The sequence below is a fragment of the Acetobacterium malicum subsp. dehalogenans DSM 11527 genome (assembly GCF_000472665.1).
GTDB classification, from domain to species: domain Bacteria; phylum Bacillota; class Clostridia; order Eubacteriales; family Eubacteriaceae; genus Acetobacterium; species Acetobacterium malicum.
Map to the genome: position 1 here is coordinate 41729 of NZ_AXAC01000004.1, position 16441 is coordinate 58169.

Sequence of the window (16441 nt, forward strand, 5' to 3'; positions counted from 1 at the left end):
CTATGAATCAAAAAACATCAGCTTTATCTGGATTTGCGGTATTGGCTATTGCTTTTATCACAATGGGAGTAGGAACGGTTACTCCAGCGCTTAATGTAATTTTTGGAGCCTTTCCCCAAGAATCATTAACAACATTATTATTGGTTTCAACTTTGCCATCGCTAACTGTCATACCGGCAACACTGATTGCCGGTAGCCTTGCGGGGAATAAGGTAAAATACAAAAACCTCGCCATCGTCGGTATTTTACTTTTCATTATTGGAGGCGTTGCCCCGTATTTTGCGAGTGACTGGACAGTGGTACTGATCGAACGTGCAGTTTTTGGTATTGGTCTGGGGATTATTTCACCATTACCGAATGCTCTGGCAATGGGTCTTTATGAAGGCGATAAAGTTGCATCTATGATGGGTATGATTACACTTCTAATGAATATTGGTGGAATGTTTCTTCAATTTTTAGGTGGGTTTTGTGCAGGTTTTGGTTGGAATTTCGCTTTTTTACCACATGCACTTGGTATTCTTTCTCTGCTGGCTGTTATCTTCTTCTTACCTGAACCGCCCAAACAGAATGCTTCGATTGAAGCAGGAAAAGTAATAACAAAAGAAAAAATATCTGGAAAGCTTTGGCTGGTGGCAGGTGTTTTTGGATTTTCAGTCATGCTGATCTATCCGTTGCTTGTTAATATGTCATCACTATTGGAAGCCGGAAATCTAGGTGATTCCACGACGGCTGGAATTGTTCTGGCTTTCTATACAATTGGTGGAATGGCAGCGGGTGCCCTATTTGGGCAGATATTTAAAGCAACAAAGAAATATATTCTCTCAATTGGTTTATTTGCAGCTGCTATTGGAATAGCAATGGTTTTATTCGGTGGAAACGTTGTGTTAGTTACGATTGGAACAGCATTGGCGGGTTTTGCATTTTCAATCGGCATGCCAGCTGTTTTCATGATTGTCAGTATGATCGTAAAACCTTCACAACAGGCTCTGGCAACATCGATTATTCTAGCGGCAATGAATCTATTTGCATTTTTATCAACTTATTGGATTGCTATAACTACATCAATTACTGGTGATGCTCTCAAGGGACCAATCCTTGCAGGAATGGTGATCTTGGCAGTTCTTGGAATTCTGTTTATATTTTTGAATCCAATGTCGGCAATCGTAGCACCAAAAGAAAAAATTAATTAATTTCTATCAATACTAAATACAAACAAGCACAGGAAAAAGTGTTCTCAACGACTTTTGCCTGTGCTTGTTTGTATTTGAATTACTTCCAGTGAATGGCCCTATTTTCCGCAGCCAGGGCCGCCTCTTTAATCGCTTCACCAACGGTGGGATGGGCATGAATGGTCGAGATAATTTCTTCCACCGTCGATTCCAGCCGCAGCGCCAGCGCCCCTTCGACAATCAGATCGGTGGCCCGGGGCCCGAGAATATGGACACCCACCACTTCTTTATATTTTTTATGAGCGATAATCTTTACCATTCCTTCGGTATCACCCATAATCAGCGATTTGCCATTGGCCGCCAGCGGAAACCGGCCGATCGAGTAGTCTCTTTCATGGCCGCGGATATCCTCCTGGGTCAGGCCCACCCCGGCAAATTCGGGACTGGTATAGACGCAGGAAGGGTTGGTTTTTTCGTCATAGCTGGCCTCATGGCCCATGGCATTTTCAGCAGCGATCTCCCCCTGCTGTGAGGCCACATGAGCTAGCATGGTTTTCCCCAGGCAATCGCCGATGGCGTAAATGTTGGGGACGTTCGTCTGCATTTTCGGATTCACAAGAATGCCCTTTTTATCGGTTTTGATGGTCGTGTTATCCAGTCCCAGTGTTGATAATTCGGCTTTTCGGCCAATTGCCACCAATACCTTTTCACCGCTGATGGCACTATTGTTACCATCCTTGTTGATGTTAACGGTCATCTGCTGGTCATTGCCATCAATCGACAATACCTGAGCACCGGTTAAAATTTCGATCCCATCTCGCACCAGTTTTTTCCGTAACATTTCCCCCAGTTCGCTGTCCATTAGTGGCAGAATTCCGGGCTGCATTTCGACAATGGTCACCTTGGCGCCAAACTGATTATAAACTGATGCCATTTCCACACCAATGACGCCACCGCCAATAATCACCAGTCGCTCCGGAACGTGATCCAAAGACAGGGCTCCAGTGGAATCCAGGCAGTTGGGATGATCAATACCGGGAATCGGCGGAAGAGCCGGTATCGAACCGCTGGCAATGATAATCTTATCTGGTTGCAATTCGTCAGTTTGGCCGGACGCTTCAGTCACCAGCAAGACCTCATTGTTTAAAAACTGCGCTGTGCCAGCGATAATCTTAACCCCATTGGCTTTTAGCAGGCCCTTGACACCGCCCGCCAGTTTAGTGCTGATCTGTTCCTTATGCTGTTGGATTTTTGTCCAGTCAAAACCAACCTCAGGGATGAGTAGTCCGATACTTTCAGAATTTTTCGCTTCAGTCAGCACCTCAGCAGAATGGAGCAGCGCCTTGGTGGGAATACACCCCACATTAAGACAGGTGCCGCCCAGTTTTGTTTTTTCGATCAGGGTGACCTGGGCACCCAGCTGGGCCGCCCGAATAGCGGCCACATAGCCCCCGGGGCCGCCACCAATGATAGCAATATGGTTCATATTTTTACCTTCTTTCACAGCGTTAAACCAACAGTAGCGCGGGGTTTTCAAGATATTCCCCAATTCGCTGTAAGAACTGAGCTGCCAAAGCCCCATCAATGATGCGATGGTCGGCGGTGAGACTGAGATTCATCATTGGCCGAATGGTGATTTGACCACCGACTACTACCGGCGTATCGACCATGGCATCGATGCCTAAAATAGCCAGCTCCGGCTGATTGATAATTGGCGAAAAAGAGGTGATCCCATAGGCCCCCAGATTTGTCAGGGTAAAGGTTCCGCCGCTCAGGTCATCCATCTTGGTGCGGCCGGATTTGGCTTCGGCAATCAATTTTTCAGTTTCTTCAGCAATCTGAGAAAGTGATTTGCAGTCACAGTTCTTAACATTGGGTACCAACAGTCCCGAATCCAGTCCGATTGCCAGGCCGATATGGGCATGGGGATGGAGAATCAGGGTATCATCAACCAGGCTACCATTAAGATGAGGGAATTCCAGCAAGGCCTGGGCGCAGACTTTCATGATGATATGATTGAAGGTCAGCTTGAGACCTCGTTTCTCAAATGCTGGTTTTAGTTTTGTCCGGAATTCTTTCATGGCAGTGGCATCCAGCGGCCGGGTATAGGTGACCCGGGGTGAGGTGAGAAAGCTTTCGCTCATTCGTTTGGCAATGGTTTTGCGCATTCCCTTAAGCGGGATGGTTTCTGGCGCTGCTTCGGTTTTTGACGATTGGGTTAACAGTGCTTCCACATCTTTTTTCATAATCCGACCATCGCCAGATACGGTGCTTAAATCAACACCAGACGCCGCGGCCATTTTTTGGGCAACCGGAGAAACAGAGATCTTTTGGTCAGCTTCGGTTGTCGGTGCATAATTGTTGACATCGTCCACGGTGATGCTGCCTTTATTGCCGGTACCGGTGATTAAGGCAAGATCAATGCCCTTTTCTTTAGCCAGTTTTTTAGCTAAGGGGGAGGCATTGATCCGGCCGCCAGCTGTTTTAGCAGGCGGCTCAGCAATAACCGCAGCAGCGACGGGTGCCACCGCTTCATCGGCACTGGGAGCAGCGCTACCGGATAATAAGCCGGAAATATCTTCATTGGCTTCACCAATGATCGCAATCGGTTCCAGACAGGTAACGGTTGCGCCGTCGTCTTCGATAATTTTTAGTAGCACCCCAGCTTTGGGGGATTCAAATTCATTGGTCAGTTTGTCAGTTTCAATTTCGCAGAGAATATCGCCTTCGGCAATCGCATCCCCCACAGCCACATTCCAGCTGGCAATGGTGCCTTCTGTCATTGTCAGCCCAAACTTGGGCATGACGATTAATTGTGCCATAATAACCTCCGTATTTTTTTGATTTCATTGATAACCTTAAAAATTAAGCCATCACTTCCTTGACGGCATTGTAGATGTCGACGTCGTTGGGCAGGACAAAGTTTTCCAGGTTGGGTGCAAAGGGAATTGGGGTATCCAGAGCGTTGACCCGTTTAATTGGGGCATCCAGATTGAAGAAGCAGGATTCCGAAATCATCGCGGCCAATTCCCCGGCAAAGCTGCCGCGTTTGACTTCTTCAGTAGCAATAACTACCCGGGTTGTCTTTTCAATCGAATTGAAAATCATCTTCTTATCCAGCGGATAGAGGGTTCGGGGATCAATGACTTCAACGGAAATCCCTTCCTTCTCAAGTTTAGCTGCTGCTTTAAGAGCCTCATGAACCATTTTACCTGTGGCGACTACGGTAATATCGGTTCCTGCCCGTTTGATGTCGCCAACACCCAATTTAATCGGGACAATGACATCATCAACTTCGCCCTTCATGCCGTACATCGCTTTATGTTCAACGAACATGACCGGATCTTCGTCATCGATGGCGCTGAGCATCAGTCCCAGAGCGTCCTGTGGCGTAGATGGATAAACAACCTTTAATCCGGGAACATGAGTTAACCAGGCTTCTAATGACTGGGAATGCTGAGCCGCGGCACTGACACCACCGCCACCGGGTAAACGGACAACCATCGGCACGGAAATATTACCGCCAAACATATAACGCATTTTAGCAGCCTGATTCACCAACTGGTCCATCCCGACGGTTAAAAAGTCAATAAACATCAACTCGGCAATGGGGCGTAAGCCAGTGGCAGCCGAACCGACGGCACAGCCGATGATAACGCCTTCGGAAATAGGGGTGTCCCGAACCCGTTTATCACCAAACTCATCGAAAAGACCGGCGGTGACACCGAAACAGCCGCCAAAGGCTCCGACATCTTCGCCGAAAATACAAACATTTTCATCTTCCCGCATTCTAATCCGCATTCCTTCACGAATGGCTTCTCCATATGTCATTTGTTTCATCTTGAACGAACCTCCTCAACAATATCATAGTAAATATCTTTAACCGCACTGGATAATTCCGGATAAGCGCTGGCATTGGCAAATTCAATCGCTTCAGCAATTTCCTTAACGACGGAGTCCTGGAGTGCTTTCAGTTCGGAAGCCGTGACGATTTCGCTGTCGATCATGTGTTTCTCAATCCGTGGCAGGGGATCTTTTTTCATCCACATTTCCTGCTCTTCGGTTGGTTTGTATTTACCGGCATCGCCTTCGAAATGGCCGCGGTGGCGGTAGGTTTTGCATTCGATCAGGGTTGGACCCTGGCCGTTACGGGCTCGTTTAACGGCTTCTACCGCAGCTTCGTGAACCGCAATCACGTCATTCCCATCCACCGAGATGCCGGGAATACCATAGGCGCTACCGCGGTCAGCAATATCTTTAATAGCCTGATGACGGGATTGACTCATGGAGATACCATAGCCATTGTTTTCGCAGACAAAAATAACCGGCAGTTTCCAGATGCTAGCCAGATTCATGGATTCATGGAAGGTTCCCTGATTGGTTGAAGCATCGCCAAAAAAGCAGACACAGACCTGGTCAGTGCCGCGGTATTGAGCACTGAAACCGGCTCCGACAGCCAGGTTATGGCCGGCGCCGACGATGCCGTTGGCACCTAGAATGCCCTTGGTCGCATCGGCAATGTGCATGGAGCCACCTTTACCTTTGCAGTAGCCGGTTTCTTTTCCGTATAGTTCGGCCATCATGTATTTCAGATCGCCGCCTTTAGCAATGATGTGACCGTGGCCACGGTGGGTACTGGTGATGTAGTCCTCATCGTTAAGGGCCTGGCAGACGCCGGTGGCAACCGCTTCTTCACCTAAATAAAGATGTACAAAACCGGGGATCGCCCCTTCGGCAAAAAGGTTCATAGCCTTTGTTTCAAATTCCCTGATCCGTTTCATGCGGATGTACATGTCTTTGATAATTGTTTTATCAAGTTTCATAAATTCAATGTTCTCCTTTTTTGTATTATCCAAAGATTTTAGATAACTTATCTAATAACAAGAACCGTGCCAACTTTTAAATTAAGCGGGATTTTTTTTGAAATGGCTTTAAAATGGGGTTTTATTTGAGAGTGGACTTTTTTGAACAAAAAAAGATACGCCGGATTGCTCAGGCGTATCTCATAATTGCGAATCTTTTGTCTCAAGAATGAGAAAATTCTCACATTTGAGACATGTAACGATAATCTTTGATATCGATGTTGTATTTTTTTATTTTCCGGTACAGGGAAGCCCGGCTCAAGCCCATCATTTCGGCGGAGGCCTCGACACAGCCCTGGGTTTCTTTGAGAATTTTTTCCAGATTGGCTTTGACCAGATCGTCCAGGGTCGGGCTGGTGGCCATTGGTAGGACGCTGGTTTCGGCGAGCTGACGGGGTGGCGGTGTGGGCAGATAATCGCTTGAGATAATCAGTTCGGGACACAGGTAAAAGGTTCGTTCAATATAATTCTGGAGTTCTCTGACGTTGCCCGGCCAGGGATGAAGCTTAAGACCTTCCAGAAATTCTTTAGAAAAGGTTTTGGTATGCTCGGGATATTCCCGGTTGAGGCGGTCGAGGAAGTGAGAAGCGGCCCAGACAATATCATCGCCCCGCACCCGCAGTGGCGGAATGTGGAGATAAATCACATTCAGACGGAAATAGAGATCTTCCCGGAAGCTCTTGTTTTTGACCTCCTGCTCCAGATTACGGTTGGTGGCGGCAATGATCCGGATATTCAGCTTGCGTTCGCTTTGGCTGCCGATTCGGGAAACAGTGCAGGTTTCCACCACCCGCAGCAGCTTAGCCTGAACTTCCAGTGGCATTTCGCCAATCTCATCGAGAAAAATGGTACCGCCTTCGGCCAATTCAAATTTCCCCGGCTTGCCTTCGCTGAGGGCTCCGGTAAATGCCCCTTTGACGTAGCCGAAGAGTTCGCTTTCGACCAGATCCCGGGGCAGGCAGGCGCAATTGACCACAATAAAGGGGCCCTGGGCAAAGGCACTGGCCCGGTGAATGGCGTGGGCAAACATTTCTTTACCGGTACCGCTTTCGCCTTCGATCAGGATGCATTTTTTAAAGCGGGCCATTTTTTCAGCCGTTTTGATAATCATCCGCATCTGTGGGTTTTGGGTGATGATGTCGGAAAAGGTATAGGTGGCCACGTTACCACTGACCCGGTTGACGGCGCTGTGAAGATGTTTGATTTCGCGGATGCCGATGGAGTAACCCTGAATTTTATCATTTTCCAGAATCTTGGAGACATTGGCGCTGCATTGAATTTTACGATTGTCGATATGAGCGGTGACATCGGTATAGTAACGGGTGGTTTCGTCGCTATTCCAGATTTCGCCGGCAACGTCCATTTTTTTAAAGATTTTTTGAAAACCGATGTCGTTGAATTCGTCCATATTAAGATGAAGGACCTTCTGGGCACCGACATTCATCCATTGGAGGGTCAGGTTTTCATCGGTGACCAGAATCCCATCCTCGGTGCTGTCCAGCGAGGCCGACATCGATCGATAGGTATGGGATAGCGCCAGTTCATTCTCGATGCTGTAAGCCGCAGCCACCACGATCCCCAGGGTATGGGAGTGGAGCTTGTGGCTTTCGCCAGACATATTGAGGATGCCGATGATCTCCCCTTTGACATTGTGGATGGTGGTGGCGGAACAGGTCCAGGTATGGTGAGAAACACAGTAGTGCTCAGCGCCGACCACATGAACCGGCCCATCTTCATCCAGGGCGATGCCAATAGCGTTGGAGCCCACCGCATCATTGGTCCAGACGGTGCCTTTTAAAAAACGTAGTTCGGAAGCCCGCATACTGACGACCTCATCGCCGATGGTATCCAAAAGGACACCGTTTTTGTCAGTTAAAACCAAAACAAAGTGGGAAGATAAAACGATTTCATAAAGGTTTTGCATGATCGGCTGGGAGATTTTGATCAGTTCCCGGTTTTCTGCTAACACCTGCTCCAATTGGCGGGCATCAATACTTTCCCCTTTACCACCGTTGACATCCATGTTTATTTTTTTACAGTATTCCCAGGAACGCTGGATAATTGGTCGGGTATTGCCATCCAGAATGCCATGCTCAGCAAAGTTTAGCCAGTTGTTTTTGAGTTTGTTCAGATCAGGTTCCATCTTAGTTAATCCTTTCTGGAAAGAATGCGGCAAAACGACGGGGAACGGTAATTTTATAAAGAAATCGGGTTGGGCGATCGGGCCAAGCAGCTGCAGTCGGGTAGCGACAGCTAGAGTAGATGATAATAGTTGCGTGTTACTTTACCGGTCTTGTTGATTCACATTATAGCGGAGTTTTTTAAATAAATCAAAAATAATTGTAAAAAATAGGATTAGCTTAAATTTTTGTTCAATAACTCAGGCATCAGCAGATCGTATTAGGGTTGGAGAAAAAGCCAAATTGTGCTATATTAATTATATAAAAGGCAATTGATATAATTAAGGAGGAGCTCATGGACATCAAAATGAGGCCGTTAAGGCAAGAGGATTTGAAGTCGGCCACAGAAATTTGGAATTTCATTGTTGCCGAAGGCAACAGTTTTCCCGGGGATGCGGTTTTGAGTGAAGATGAGGCAGCCGCAATGTTTGCCCAGCAGACCGAAACAGTTTGCGCTCTCAGCAAAAATGAGGTCGTCGGACTGTATATTCTTCACCCCAACAATTTCGGCCGTTGCGGACATATTGCTAATGCCTCTTTCGGCGTCAAACAAGCATACCGGGGTAAGGGAATTGGCCGTCATCTGGTGGAAGATTGCCTTTTACGAAGCCAGGACAATGGTTTTAGAGGTCTCCAGTTTAATGCCGTAGTGTCCACCAATTATCCAGCTATAACCCTTTATCTGAAACTGGGTTTTAAAATCATTGGTACCATAAAAGACGGCTATCGACTAAAAGATAACAGCTATGTCGATACTCTGATCTTCCTTAAAAGCTGGTAAAGACGAGTGGTTGCTAATTAATAAGACAAGAAAGGGTGTGTAATCAATCGAACTATCAAAAATGAACGAAAAGGACTTTGAGAAAATATATGCACTGATGGAGTGTGCTTTTCCCATTGAAGAAGTCAGGCCCCGGGAAAATGCCAAAGCCCAGCTTAAGGACCCTCATTATACGATCTGGATTTCAAAAAATGAAGCAGATCAAATCCTTGGTTTTATTGCCGAGTGGGATCTGGGATCCAATATTTTTCTGGAACATTTTGCGGTGGACCAAACCCTGCGGGGCGCGGGAATCGGCTCCCGAATGATGGCGGCCTATTTGGCCCAGGTGGCCAAGCCGGTGGTGATCGAGGTAGAAGATGAAAAAACCGAGATCAATATAAGGCGAATTGGTTTTTATCAGCGGCTGGGTTTTTACCTGTCCGAATATGGCTATGATCAGCCGGTGATGCGCGGTGATATCAGTAAAAAAATCTCCCTAAAGATGATGACCTATCCGGCTCCCCTCACGGCAGCAGGTTTTGAGACTTTCAAACAGCAGGTATTTACTCAAATTTATAAAACGATCAAAGAATGATAAAAAAAGGATGGCTTGCGCGGGCAAGTCATCCTTTTTTAGCCTTGATTTTAAAGCAGGGTTACCTGATTTTTGCCTTTGGTTTTGGATGCATAAAGGGCCTGATCGGACCGGCGGATGATGGTATCTTCGGTGTCGATGCCAATGGCCTGGGTTACTCCGATGCTGACGGTGATGTTGAATTTAGAGAGCAGCGGATCATTGACAATTTCAAGTCGCAGGGCCTCAAGTTTTTCAGCGGCTAAAACCCCGGGAAGGTAAATAATGCCGCTGAACTCGTCACCACCCCAGCGGGTGATGAGATGATCGTTGAGGGCGGCCTTGCAAAGTGTCATCACATGTTTTAAGATCTCGTCGCCCTGCAAATGGCCGTGGGTATCATTAACATCTTTAAAGTGATCCAGATCCATTAAGAAAACCGACCAAGCACCCTTGGTCTCGTCGTTTAAAGACAGAGTAGCTTTTAAATTCTGATCAAAGTCCTTCCGGTTGGAGAGGATTCCCAGATTATCCAGTAGCGCCAGCTTTTTCATTTGGGTATCATTTTTGTTGATGATTCGTTGAACAATAATCAGCACAGAGGCCAGGACCAGGATAATAACAAAGAGGTCATAATACAATTGCTGATTAAAGGATTGGGCCAGTTCGGAGGTATCTTTCCGGACAATCAGATACCAGTCCAGTTCTTCGATGTAATGACTGATAATATATTGCTGATTGTATAAGTCGTCATCATTGAATACGTTGATGGTATCCGTTTTATTATAGAGACTGGGCCCGATGGCGGAATAGCTTTCCAGATCGTTGATGTTCTGAGTCTCAATTAGATTGGGATTGGTATGGGCCTGGATCAACCCCTGCTCATCGACCAGAAAGGCTTCCAGATCATAGTCTCGTTCAAAATTTTCAAGGAGCTCCTGCACATAGGTCATTTCGATTCCAACCCCGGCCACACCCATAAGATTTCCCTGATCATCCAGTATTTTGCAATTAATAAAAATAGTCAGGCGCTGATTATCGACCTGATCCTGATCCACATCCAGGACATAAAGCTTATCCTGATTGATAAAATCGTAATACCATTGGTCATGGTCATCCTGAGCTGAAATGGTTTTGAACAAACCGTTATAATGGAAATAATTCAGGGATTTGGCCGAAATCAGAAAGACCGAATGATAATTATATTTGCTCCGGATCCCCGCCAGATAATCAATGATTTCCTGATTGTTTTGAGGATCTTCCAGTTGCAGCCACTGCTTGACAAAGCTGTCATTGGCCATCGTCAGGCTCACAAAAATAGGTTTGGTCAACTCATTATTGATTTCTGAATAAATATTGGTGGATGTCAGTTTGGATATATTTAGCACATCATCTTTGATGATTTTGCTGTAGGTTGTAAAGCTGAAGAATACAATAGCCACTATACCAATGAGTATGATAAGTGAGATCAGCAGTCCGACTTTATTGCGTTGTTTCATAAGGTCCCCATCAGTTTAGTTTTATTTCAATTTTTAACATTAAAAAGAGGTTTTGTCAATCATAATTAACAAAACCTCTGATTATTGGTAGTCGGCATTGAGTTGCATTGTTTCAGGGATTAGATGACCAGATCGATATGCTGGATGGTTCCGGCGGAACCGTCTTCGTTGAGATAGATCCCGGTTCGCTGCAGTTGCGCATTGGTTTGATTATCAGTGCCTTTAAGGGCAAAGCTGGTACTGACGTTACCCAGATAAATGGCGCCCACGCCTTTTTGACCCAGGGCCATCAAAACATCTTTGCCACTGGAATCCTTGGACCAGATCTGTAGTTTATCATAGATGGCATCATTTTCGTCGATCCAGTTATTGCCATCGGAATCATATTTAGCCAGATCGTCAAAACCATTGCCGCTCTGCGGGCCGAAGAGTTCACTGCCGTCATTTATTTTTCCGTCATTGTTTGAATCCAGAGCCAGAAAGCCGCTACCGGGTCCAACAAAGGAAATTTGATCGAGGGTCCCATTGGCATCAATATCGAAGGCGTATTTTTCTTCGGTAACTGAGGCACTGCCGGCATCGTAGTTGATCACCAGCGGATCAACTTGAACGGGTTGATTACCGCCCTTAACCGGTTGAGCGCCACCTTGAATGTTGAGATTGGATTGGGACATAAATTCCCGGCTGAGATTTAACTGCAGATCGATATTGATCTGTCGGCCATCTGCGGTTGTGACCGATGCTTGAGCCTGAAATGAAGTGCTTTGGGCTTCATAATGGGTGACACTCTGACTGTATTCAAAGCCGCCACCAGAAGCATTGCCGGTATTGCTGCGGGGTTGCGCACCAGCTAAACCCTGTGCCCATCCGGCGGCAGCAGCCTGGAGCGAACTCCGGCTGGAATAGGCGCTTTGGATGGCTTGACTCATTTTGGGATCTTCCAGGGTCGCTTTTTTAGGCATCACAAATTTTATTTTTTTGCCAGTTAATGCCTGAATCATCCGCTTCAATAAGGTCAGCTGTTGTTCTTCTTTGCTGGAGAGCGAGGCTGTTTCATCTTCCGAGGCTACAGTTGACACTGGAGCTTGGGTGTTTAATTGAAGATTTTTAGCCTTTTCTGATATTTCCAGGATATCCATACCTTTTGAAGAAGAACTGGTTATGGTTGTCGTTTTAGAGTTACCCTGGGCATCCCAGGTTCTTAAAGATTCGACAGCTTTGGTCGCTTCCTTATAACTGCTTTGGCTTGCCATTGCGACGTTTGAACTTTCAATTTTCATAAATCCACCTCCATGTTATTACGAAATGATTACGCCAGAAAAAGACGCAATCCGTTGATTTTAATATCGGCAGAATGAAAAAAAAGATAAGTGATAAATTAAATAAAGTTGATTATTCTTCAGAGTGAAAGGTTACGGTTTGGCCTTCCAAAATCATATTTGTGGTTCGCATTGCACACATTTTGCCACACATCGAGCAGCTGTGTTTTTCTTCGGTGGGTGTGCTTTCGTAATAGGCTTGGGCTTTTTCGCCATCAATGGCCAGCTCAAACATTGTATCCCAGTCAATCTTTCGCCGGGCGTCGGACATCTTATTATCCCAGTCCCGGGCTTTCGGGATGCCCTTAGCAATGTCCGCGGCATGAGCAGCAATCTTGGTGGCAATGATTCCTTCCTTAACATCATTGATATCCGGGAGACGCAAGTGTTCGGCGGGGGTCACATAACAAAGAAAATCAGCACCGTTGGCGGCAGCAATGGCACCGCCGATGGCAGCAGTAATATGGTCATAGCCCGGCGCGACATCGGTTACCAGGGGGCCGAGAACATAGAAGGGTGCATTATGACACAATTTTTTCTGAAAAATCATATTCGCAGCAATCTCATTGATGCTCATATGGCCGGGACCCTCGACCATCACCTGGACATCTTTGGCCCAGGCCCGTTTGGTCAGATGGCCCATTTCAATCAACTCGCTAAGCTGAGAAGCGTCGGAGCTGTCGTCGATACAGCCGGGGCGCAGAGCGTCGCCCAAACTGATGGTGACATCAAACTCCCGCAGGATCGCCAGAAAATCATCATAATACTCATAAAAGGGGTTTTCGTTGCCGGTCATTTCCATCCAGGCAAAGAGCAGTGAGCCCCCCCGGGAGACAATATTGGTGCGCCGACCAGCTCGTTTAAAGGCTTCTATCGTCCGCTTGTTGATCCCGGCGTGGATAGTCATAAAATCGACCCCTTCTTCGGCATGGGCCCGGACCACCCGCATAAAATCCTGGGGGGTGATCGACCGCAGATCTTTTTCAAGATAACCGATGGCGTCATACATCGGAACCGTACCGATCATCGCCGGGGACCGTTCAATCAGCTGCTTTCGGAAGGTGTTTGTTTTTCCGTAGTTACTTAAGTCCATGATCGCTTCGACGCCATGGTTTAAGGCCAGTTTTACCTTTTCCAGTTCAAGCGTGTAGTCCTTACAATCCCCGGATACCCCCAGATTGACATTGACTTTTGTCTTTAAACCGGTACCGACGCCTTCAGCAGAAAGGGCGTGATGACGGTTATTGGCCGGGATGGCCACCTGGCCACAGGCGACCAGGGCGATGAGTTTCTTAACATCCAGACCCTCCTTTGCTGCTACTATTTCCATTTCCGGGGTGATAATCCCCTTTTTGGCCGCTTCCATTTGAGTGCTGTAATTTTTCACAGGATCTTCCTTTCAGAATTAAAATTATGCGGATAAAAAAAGTGCCTTCCACAATAGGAAAGCACAAAAATCACGGATTAGAAAATTAGCTAAAACGTCTTGCCTCCCTACGTTAGTATTAACTAACAGGTTCAAAGGGTCAGGTTTTAACCTTCTCAACTATAATAAGTCCCCCCGCAAATGAGTATTCAATTGTCAGCATTATATCATCTTAAATAAAAATGTCAAGATGCAGAAATGATTTAAGACAATAATAGTTTGGCTAAATTGGTTGGGGAGTAGGAAAATTTAAAAAATAGGGACTGTCATTTTGGGATGATTATTGTTATGATAGGGTCAGGAAGATTCACTTCAATGAGAACGGTTCCAATGGATAGAAGTGTTCGGCGGATGAGTGTAAATTAGCATTTGATACATCGTCTGATCTTCCGGCATGAGCTCAACTGAAAAAGGGTCTTGGTTAAGAAAAAATAGAGCCTTGACCGTTACAATGAAAACGATTGAAATTACCAGAAAGAACAGGTCATGGTAAAAAGACAGAGATGGTGCTGAATGAAACTGAAATATAAAACAATTATAATTGCCCTTTGCAGTGCGGCTGTGCTTTTGGGGATCACCTATGGGATTTTTTATTGGGTTTTTTACGGCTATGTTGACACCGCCCAGCGAAGTCAGGTCGACAAAGATTTTGAAATGGTTGAAACCATCATTGAAAACGAAAAAGAAAATCTCAACAGCATTTTGAAGGATTGGGCCTATTGGGACGATACCTTTAATTTTATCAATGACCGGAATCCAAATTATGTGACTGCGAATCTTAATGATGAGTCGCTGGAAAATCTCAACTTGAATATGATGCTTTTTGTCAATCAAACCGGCGAGGTGGTCGGATACGGGGATTTTGCCTTGACCGAAGAACAGTCTGCTATGTTGATGGAAAAAATCAGCCAGAACAACTTTTATACCGGGTTGCTAACAGAGGATGAGGATGTCAAAACAAATCTGATGATCCTGGACGGACAGCCATATCTAATTGCTTCCGGGCGGGTCAATAATTCCAGCCGTAATACGGTCAGTAATGGCAGTATGGTGATGATAAAAACTGTTGATGACGAAATGACGGCTTATATTAGCGAGTTAACCGGAGTCAATGTGGAATTAAGAGAAGCAGGGACGGTGGCGACCATTTTGGAAAATCAAATTCTAAAAAGAGAATTCGATGGTAAACCCTATCTTACAGCCAGCCGACTTCAGCCGGATGGCTATGGTGAAGGGACCATTCTGATGACGATATCCCGGGTAGAAGAAAACTATGCTTTTGTAAAGAATCAGTTCAATTTATTTATGGCCAGTTTCGTGGGGTTTCTTTTACTCATCCTCGGCATTGATTACTTTTTAGTCAACCGGTATTTTCTAAAGCGAATTGAAAAGCTGATTGCCTTTACCAAAGAAGTGGGATTAAAACGGGATGCCACCCTCTCTATCGATATGGACGGACGAGATGAGCTTAAAACACTGGCGGTTTCGATTAACCAGATGCTTCGCGAAATTGACCAGGCTAATCAGAATATCAAATCCAATATCACCAAAAGGAAGGTCAACGAGGAAGAGATTCGCTTTTTAAGTTACTCGGATCCCCTGACCCGACTTAAAAACCGGGATTATATGAAAATGCAGTTTGAAGTTCTCGGTCAACAGCAAGAGTCGCACTATTTCATTATTATGTGTGACATCAATGGACTGAAGCTGACCAATGATGCCTTTGGTCATCAGGAAGGTGATCAGATGCTGATTGCCGTGAGCAATGTACTCCGGCGGATGTGCCGTCCTAACGATATGATTTCAAGATGGCCGGGCGATGAATTTGTCATTGTGCTTAAGGATATCAACCAGGAGGGGGTCTGTCGGCTTATCCGGGATATCACGGATGAGATTGAGAAAATCCGGGATTTCCACTTGAATATTAGCGTGGCGATGGGTTATGCAGAAAGTAATGAGGAATTAAAAAGTCCGGAAGAGGTACTGAATCAGGCTGAGAACCGCATGTATCGCAATAAGCTGATGGAAAGTACCAGTTCCCGAAATGCGACGATTCGGTCGCTGGCCCGAACGCTTCATGAAAAAAGCACCGAGACAGAAGCTCATACGATGCGGATCAGCCAATTGAGCAAAGCCTTGGGCAGCCATCTGAAGCTGCGCAAAGATCAGTTGGATGAATTGGAGTTGTTGTCGCTGCTCCATGATATTGGCAAAATCGGAATACCGGAATATATTCTGAATAAACCAGCTAAACTCAATAATGAGGAGTGGGAGATTATCAAAACCCATCCGGAGATTGGTTACCGAATTGCCAAATCAACACCGGTCTTGGAACATATTGCCGAGTATATTCTGGCGCACCATGAAAAATTTGATGGAACCGGCTATCCTAATGGGCTTAAAGGTAAGGAAATTCCCTACCTGGGCCGGATCATCAACGTGGTGGATTCCTTTGATGTGATGACCCACAGTCGCAGTTATAAAAAAGCCAGCGATTTATCTTATGCCATCAGTGAATTGAAAGCCTGTTCCGGCACTCAATTTGATCCGGAAATCGCCAGTGCTTTTCTTAAAATGATTGAAGACGAAGGCTTGCCGGTACGGTTGGAAATTTCAGTATTTATGGATAACCAAAGAAACTAAAATATC

Annotated in this window: 12 protein-coding genes and 1 riboswitch; of the genes, 4 read left to right on the forward strand and 8 right to left on the reverse strand. The window is 46.0% G+C overall.

What is annotated here, in order from left to right:
- Positions 1-2: 2 nt before the first annotated feature.
- Complete coding sequence (locus tag A3KS_RS0101370) at positions 3-1190, forward strand: MFS transporter (protein ID WP_026393364.1); 1188 nt, start codon at positions 3-5, stop codon at positions 1188-1190.
- Positions 1191-1269: 79 nt separating this feature from the next.
- On the opposite strand, the gene lpdA is transcribed toward A3KS_RS0101370, so the two are convergent.
- The 5 genes from lpdA to A3KS_RS0101395 form a co-directional block, all read right to left on the reverse strand.
- The gene (lpdA, locus tag A3KS_RS0101375) at positions 1270-2655 is read right to left on the reverse strand and encodes a dihydrolipoyl dehydrogenase (protein ID WP_026393365.1); all 1386 of its coding nucleotides are present in this window, start codon (positions 2653-2655) and stop codon (positions 1270-1272) included.
- 22 nt (positions 2656-2677) lie between these two features.
- Positions 2678-3991 carry a dihydrolipoamide acetyltransferase family protein gene (locus tag A3KS_RS0101380; protein ID WP_026393366.1) on the reverse strand — a complete coding sequence of 438 codons (1314 nt, stop codon included), beginning with the start codon at positions 3989-3991 and terminating at the stop codon, positions 2678-2680.
- 43 nt (positions 3992-4034) lie between these two features.
- Positions 4035-5009 (reverse strand): alpha-ketoacid dehydrogenase subunit beta, encoded by a 975-nt coding sequence (locus A3KS_RS0101385; RefSeq protein ID WP_026393367.1) that lies wholly within the window; start codon positions 5007-5009, stop codon positions 4035-4037.
- Positions 5006-5992 (reverse strand): thiamine pyrophosphate-dependent dehydrogenase E1 component subunit alpha, encoded by a 987-nt coding sequence (locus A3KS_RS0101390; protein ID WP_026393368.1) that lies wholly within the window; start codon positions 5990-5992, stop codon positions 5006-5008. The genes A3KS_RS0101385 and A3KS_RS0101390 overlap by 4 nt, the downstream gene beginning before the upstream one ends.
- A 220-nt stretch (positions 5993-6212) precedes the next feature.
- Positions 6213-8174, reverse strand: coding sequence for a sigma-54-dependent Fis family transcriptional regulator (locus A3KS_RS0101395; RefSeq protein ID WP_026393369.1), 1962 nt, complete (start codon positions 8172-8174; stop codon positions 6213-6215).
- Between the two features lie 332 nt (positions 8175-8506).
- Between A3KS_RS0101395 and A3KS_RS0101400 the strand changes: the two genes are divergently transcribed.
- Together A3KS_RS0101400 and A3KS_RS0101405 are read left to right on the forward strand one after the other, a co-directional pair.
- Positions 8507-8992 carry a GNAT family N-acetyltransferase gene (locus A3KS_RS0101400; protein WP_026393370.1) on the forward strand — a complete coding sequence of 162 codons (486 nt, stop codon included), beginning with the start codon at positions 8507-8509 and terminating at the stop codon, positions 8990-8992.
- A gap of 61 nt (positions 8993-9053) precedes the next feature.
- Positions 9054-9569, forward strand: a complete 516-nt coding sequence (locus A3KS_RS0101405; RefSeq protein ID WP_026393371.1) for a GNAT family N-acetyltransferase — start codon at positions 9054-9056, stop codon at positions 9567-9569.
- Positions 9570-9619: 50 nt separating this feature from the next.
- Here A3KS_RS0101405 and A3KS_RS0101410 read toward each other — a convergent pair whose 3' ends face one another.
- From A3KS_RS0101410 to thiC, 3 genes are all read right to left on the reverse strand, one after another.
- On the reverse strand, positions 9620-11047 hold the full coding sequence (locus tag A3KS_RS0101410) for a sensor domain-containing diguanylate cyclase (protein WP_026393372.1): 1428 nt from the start codon (positions 11045-11047) through the stop codon (positions 9620-9622).
- Positions 11048-11166: 119 nt separating this feature from the next.
- A complete protein-coding gene (locus tag A3KS_RS0101415) occupies positions 11167-12327 on the reverse strand; it encodes a hypothetical protein (RefSeq protein WP_026393373.1) in 1161 nt (386 codons plus the stop codon).
- Positions 12328-12439: 112 nt separating this feature from the next.
- Positions 12440-13732 carry a phosphomethylpyrimidine synthase ThiC gene (gene thiC, locus A3KS_RS0101420; protein ID WP_035354930.1) on the reverse strand — a complete coding sequence of 431 codons (1293 nt, stop codon included), beginning with the start codon at positions 13730-13732 and terminating at the stop codon, positions 12440-12442.
- Positions 13733-13839: 107 nt separating this feature from the next.
- A riboswitch (TPP riboswitch) is annotated at positions 13840-13939 on the reverse strand.
- 366 nt (positions 13940-14305) lie between these two features.
- Here thiC and A3KS_RS19685 point away from each other — a divergent pair.
- Entirely contained in the window at positions 14306-16435 is a 2130-nt protein-coding gene (locus A3KS_RS19685) for an HD domain-containing phosphohydrolase (RefSeq protein WP_051355584.1), read from the forward strand.
- Positions 16436-16441: the final 6 nt, after the last annotated feature.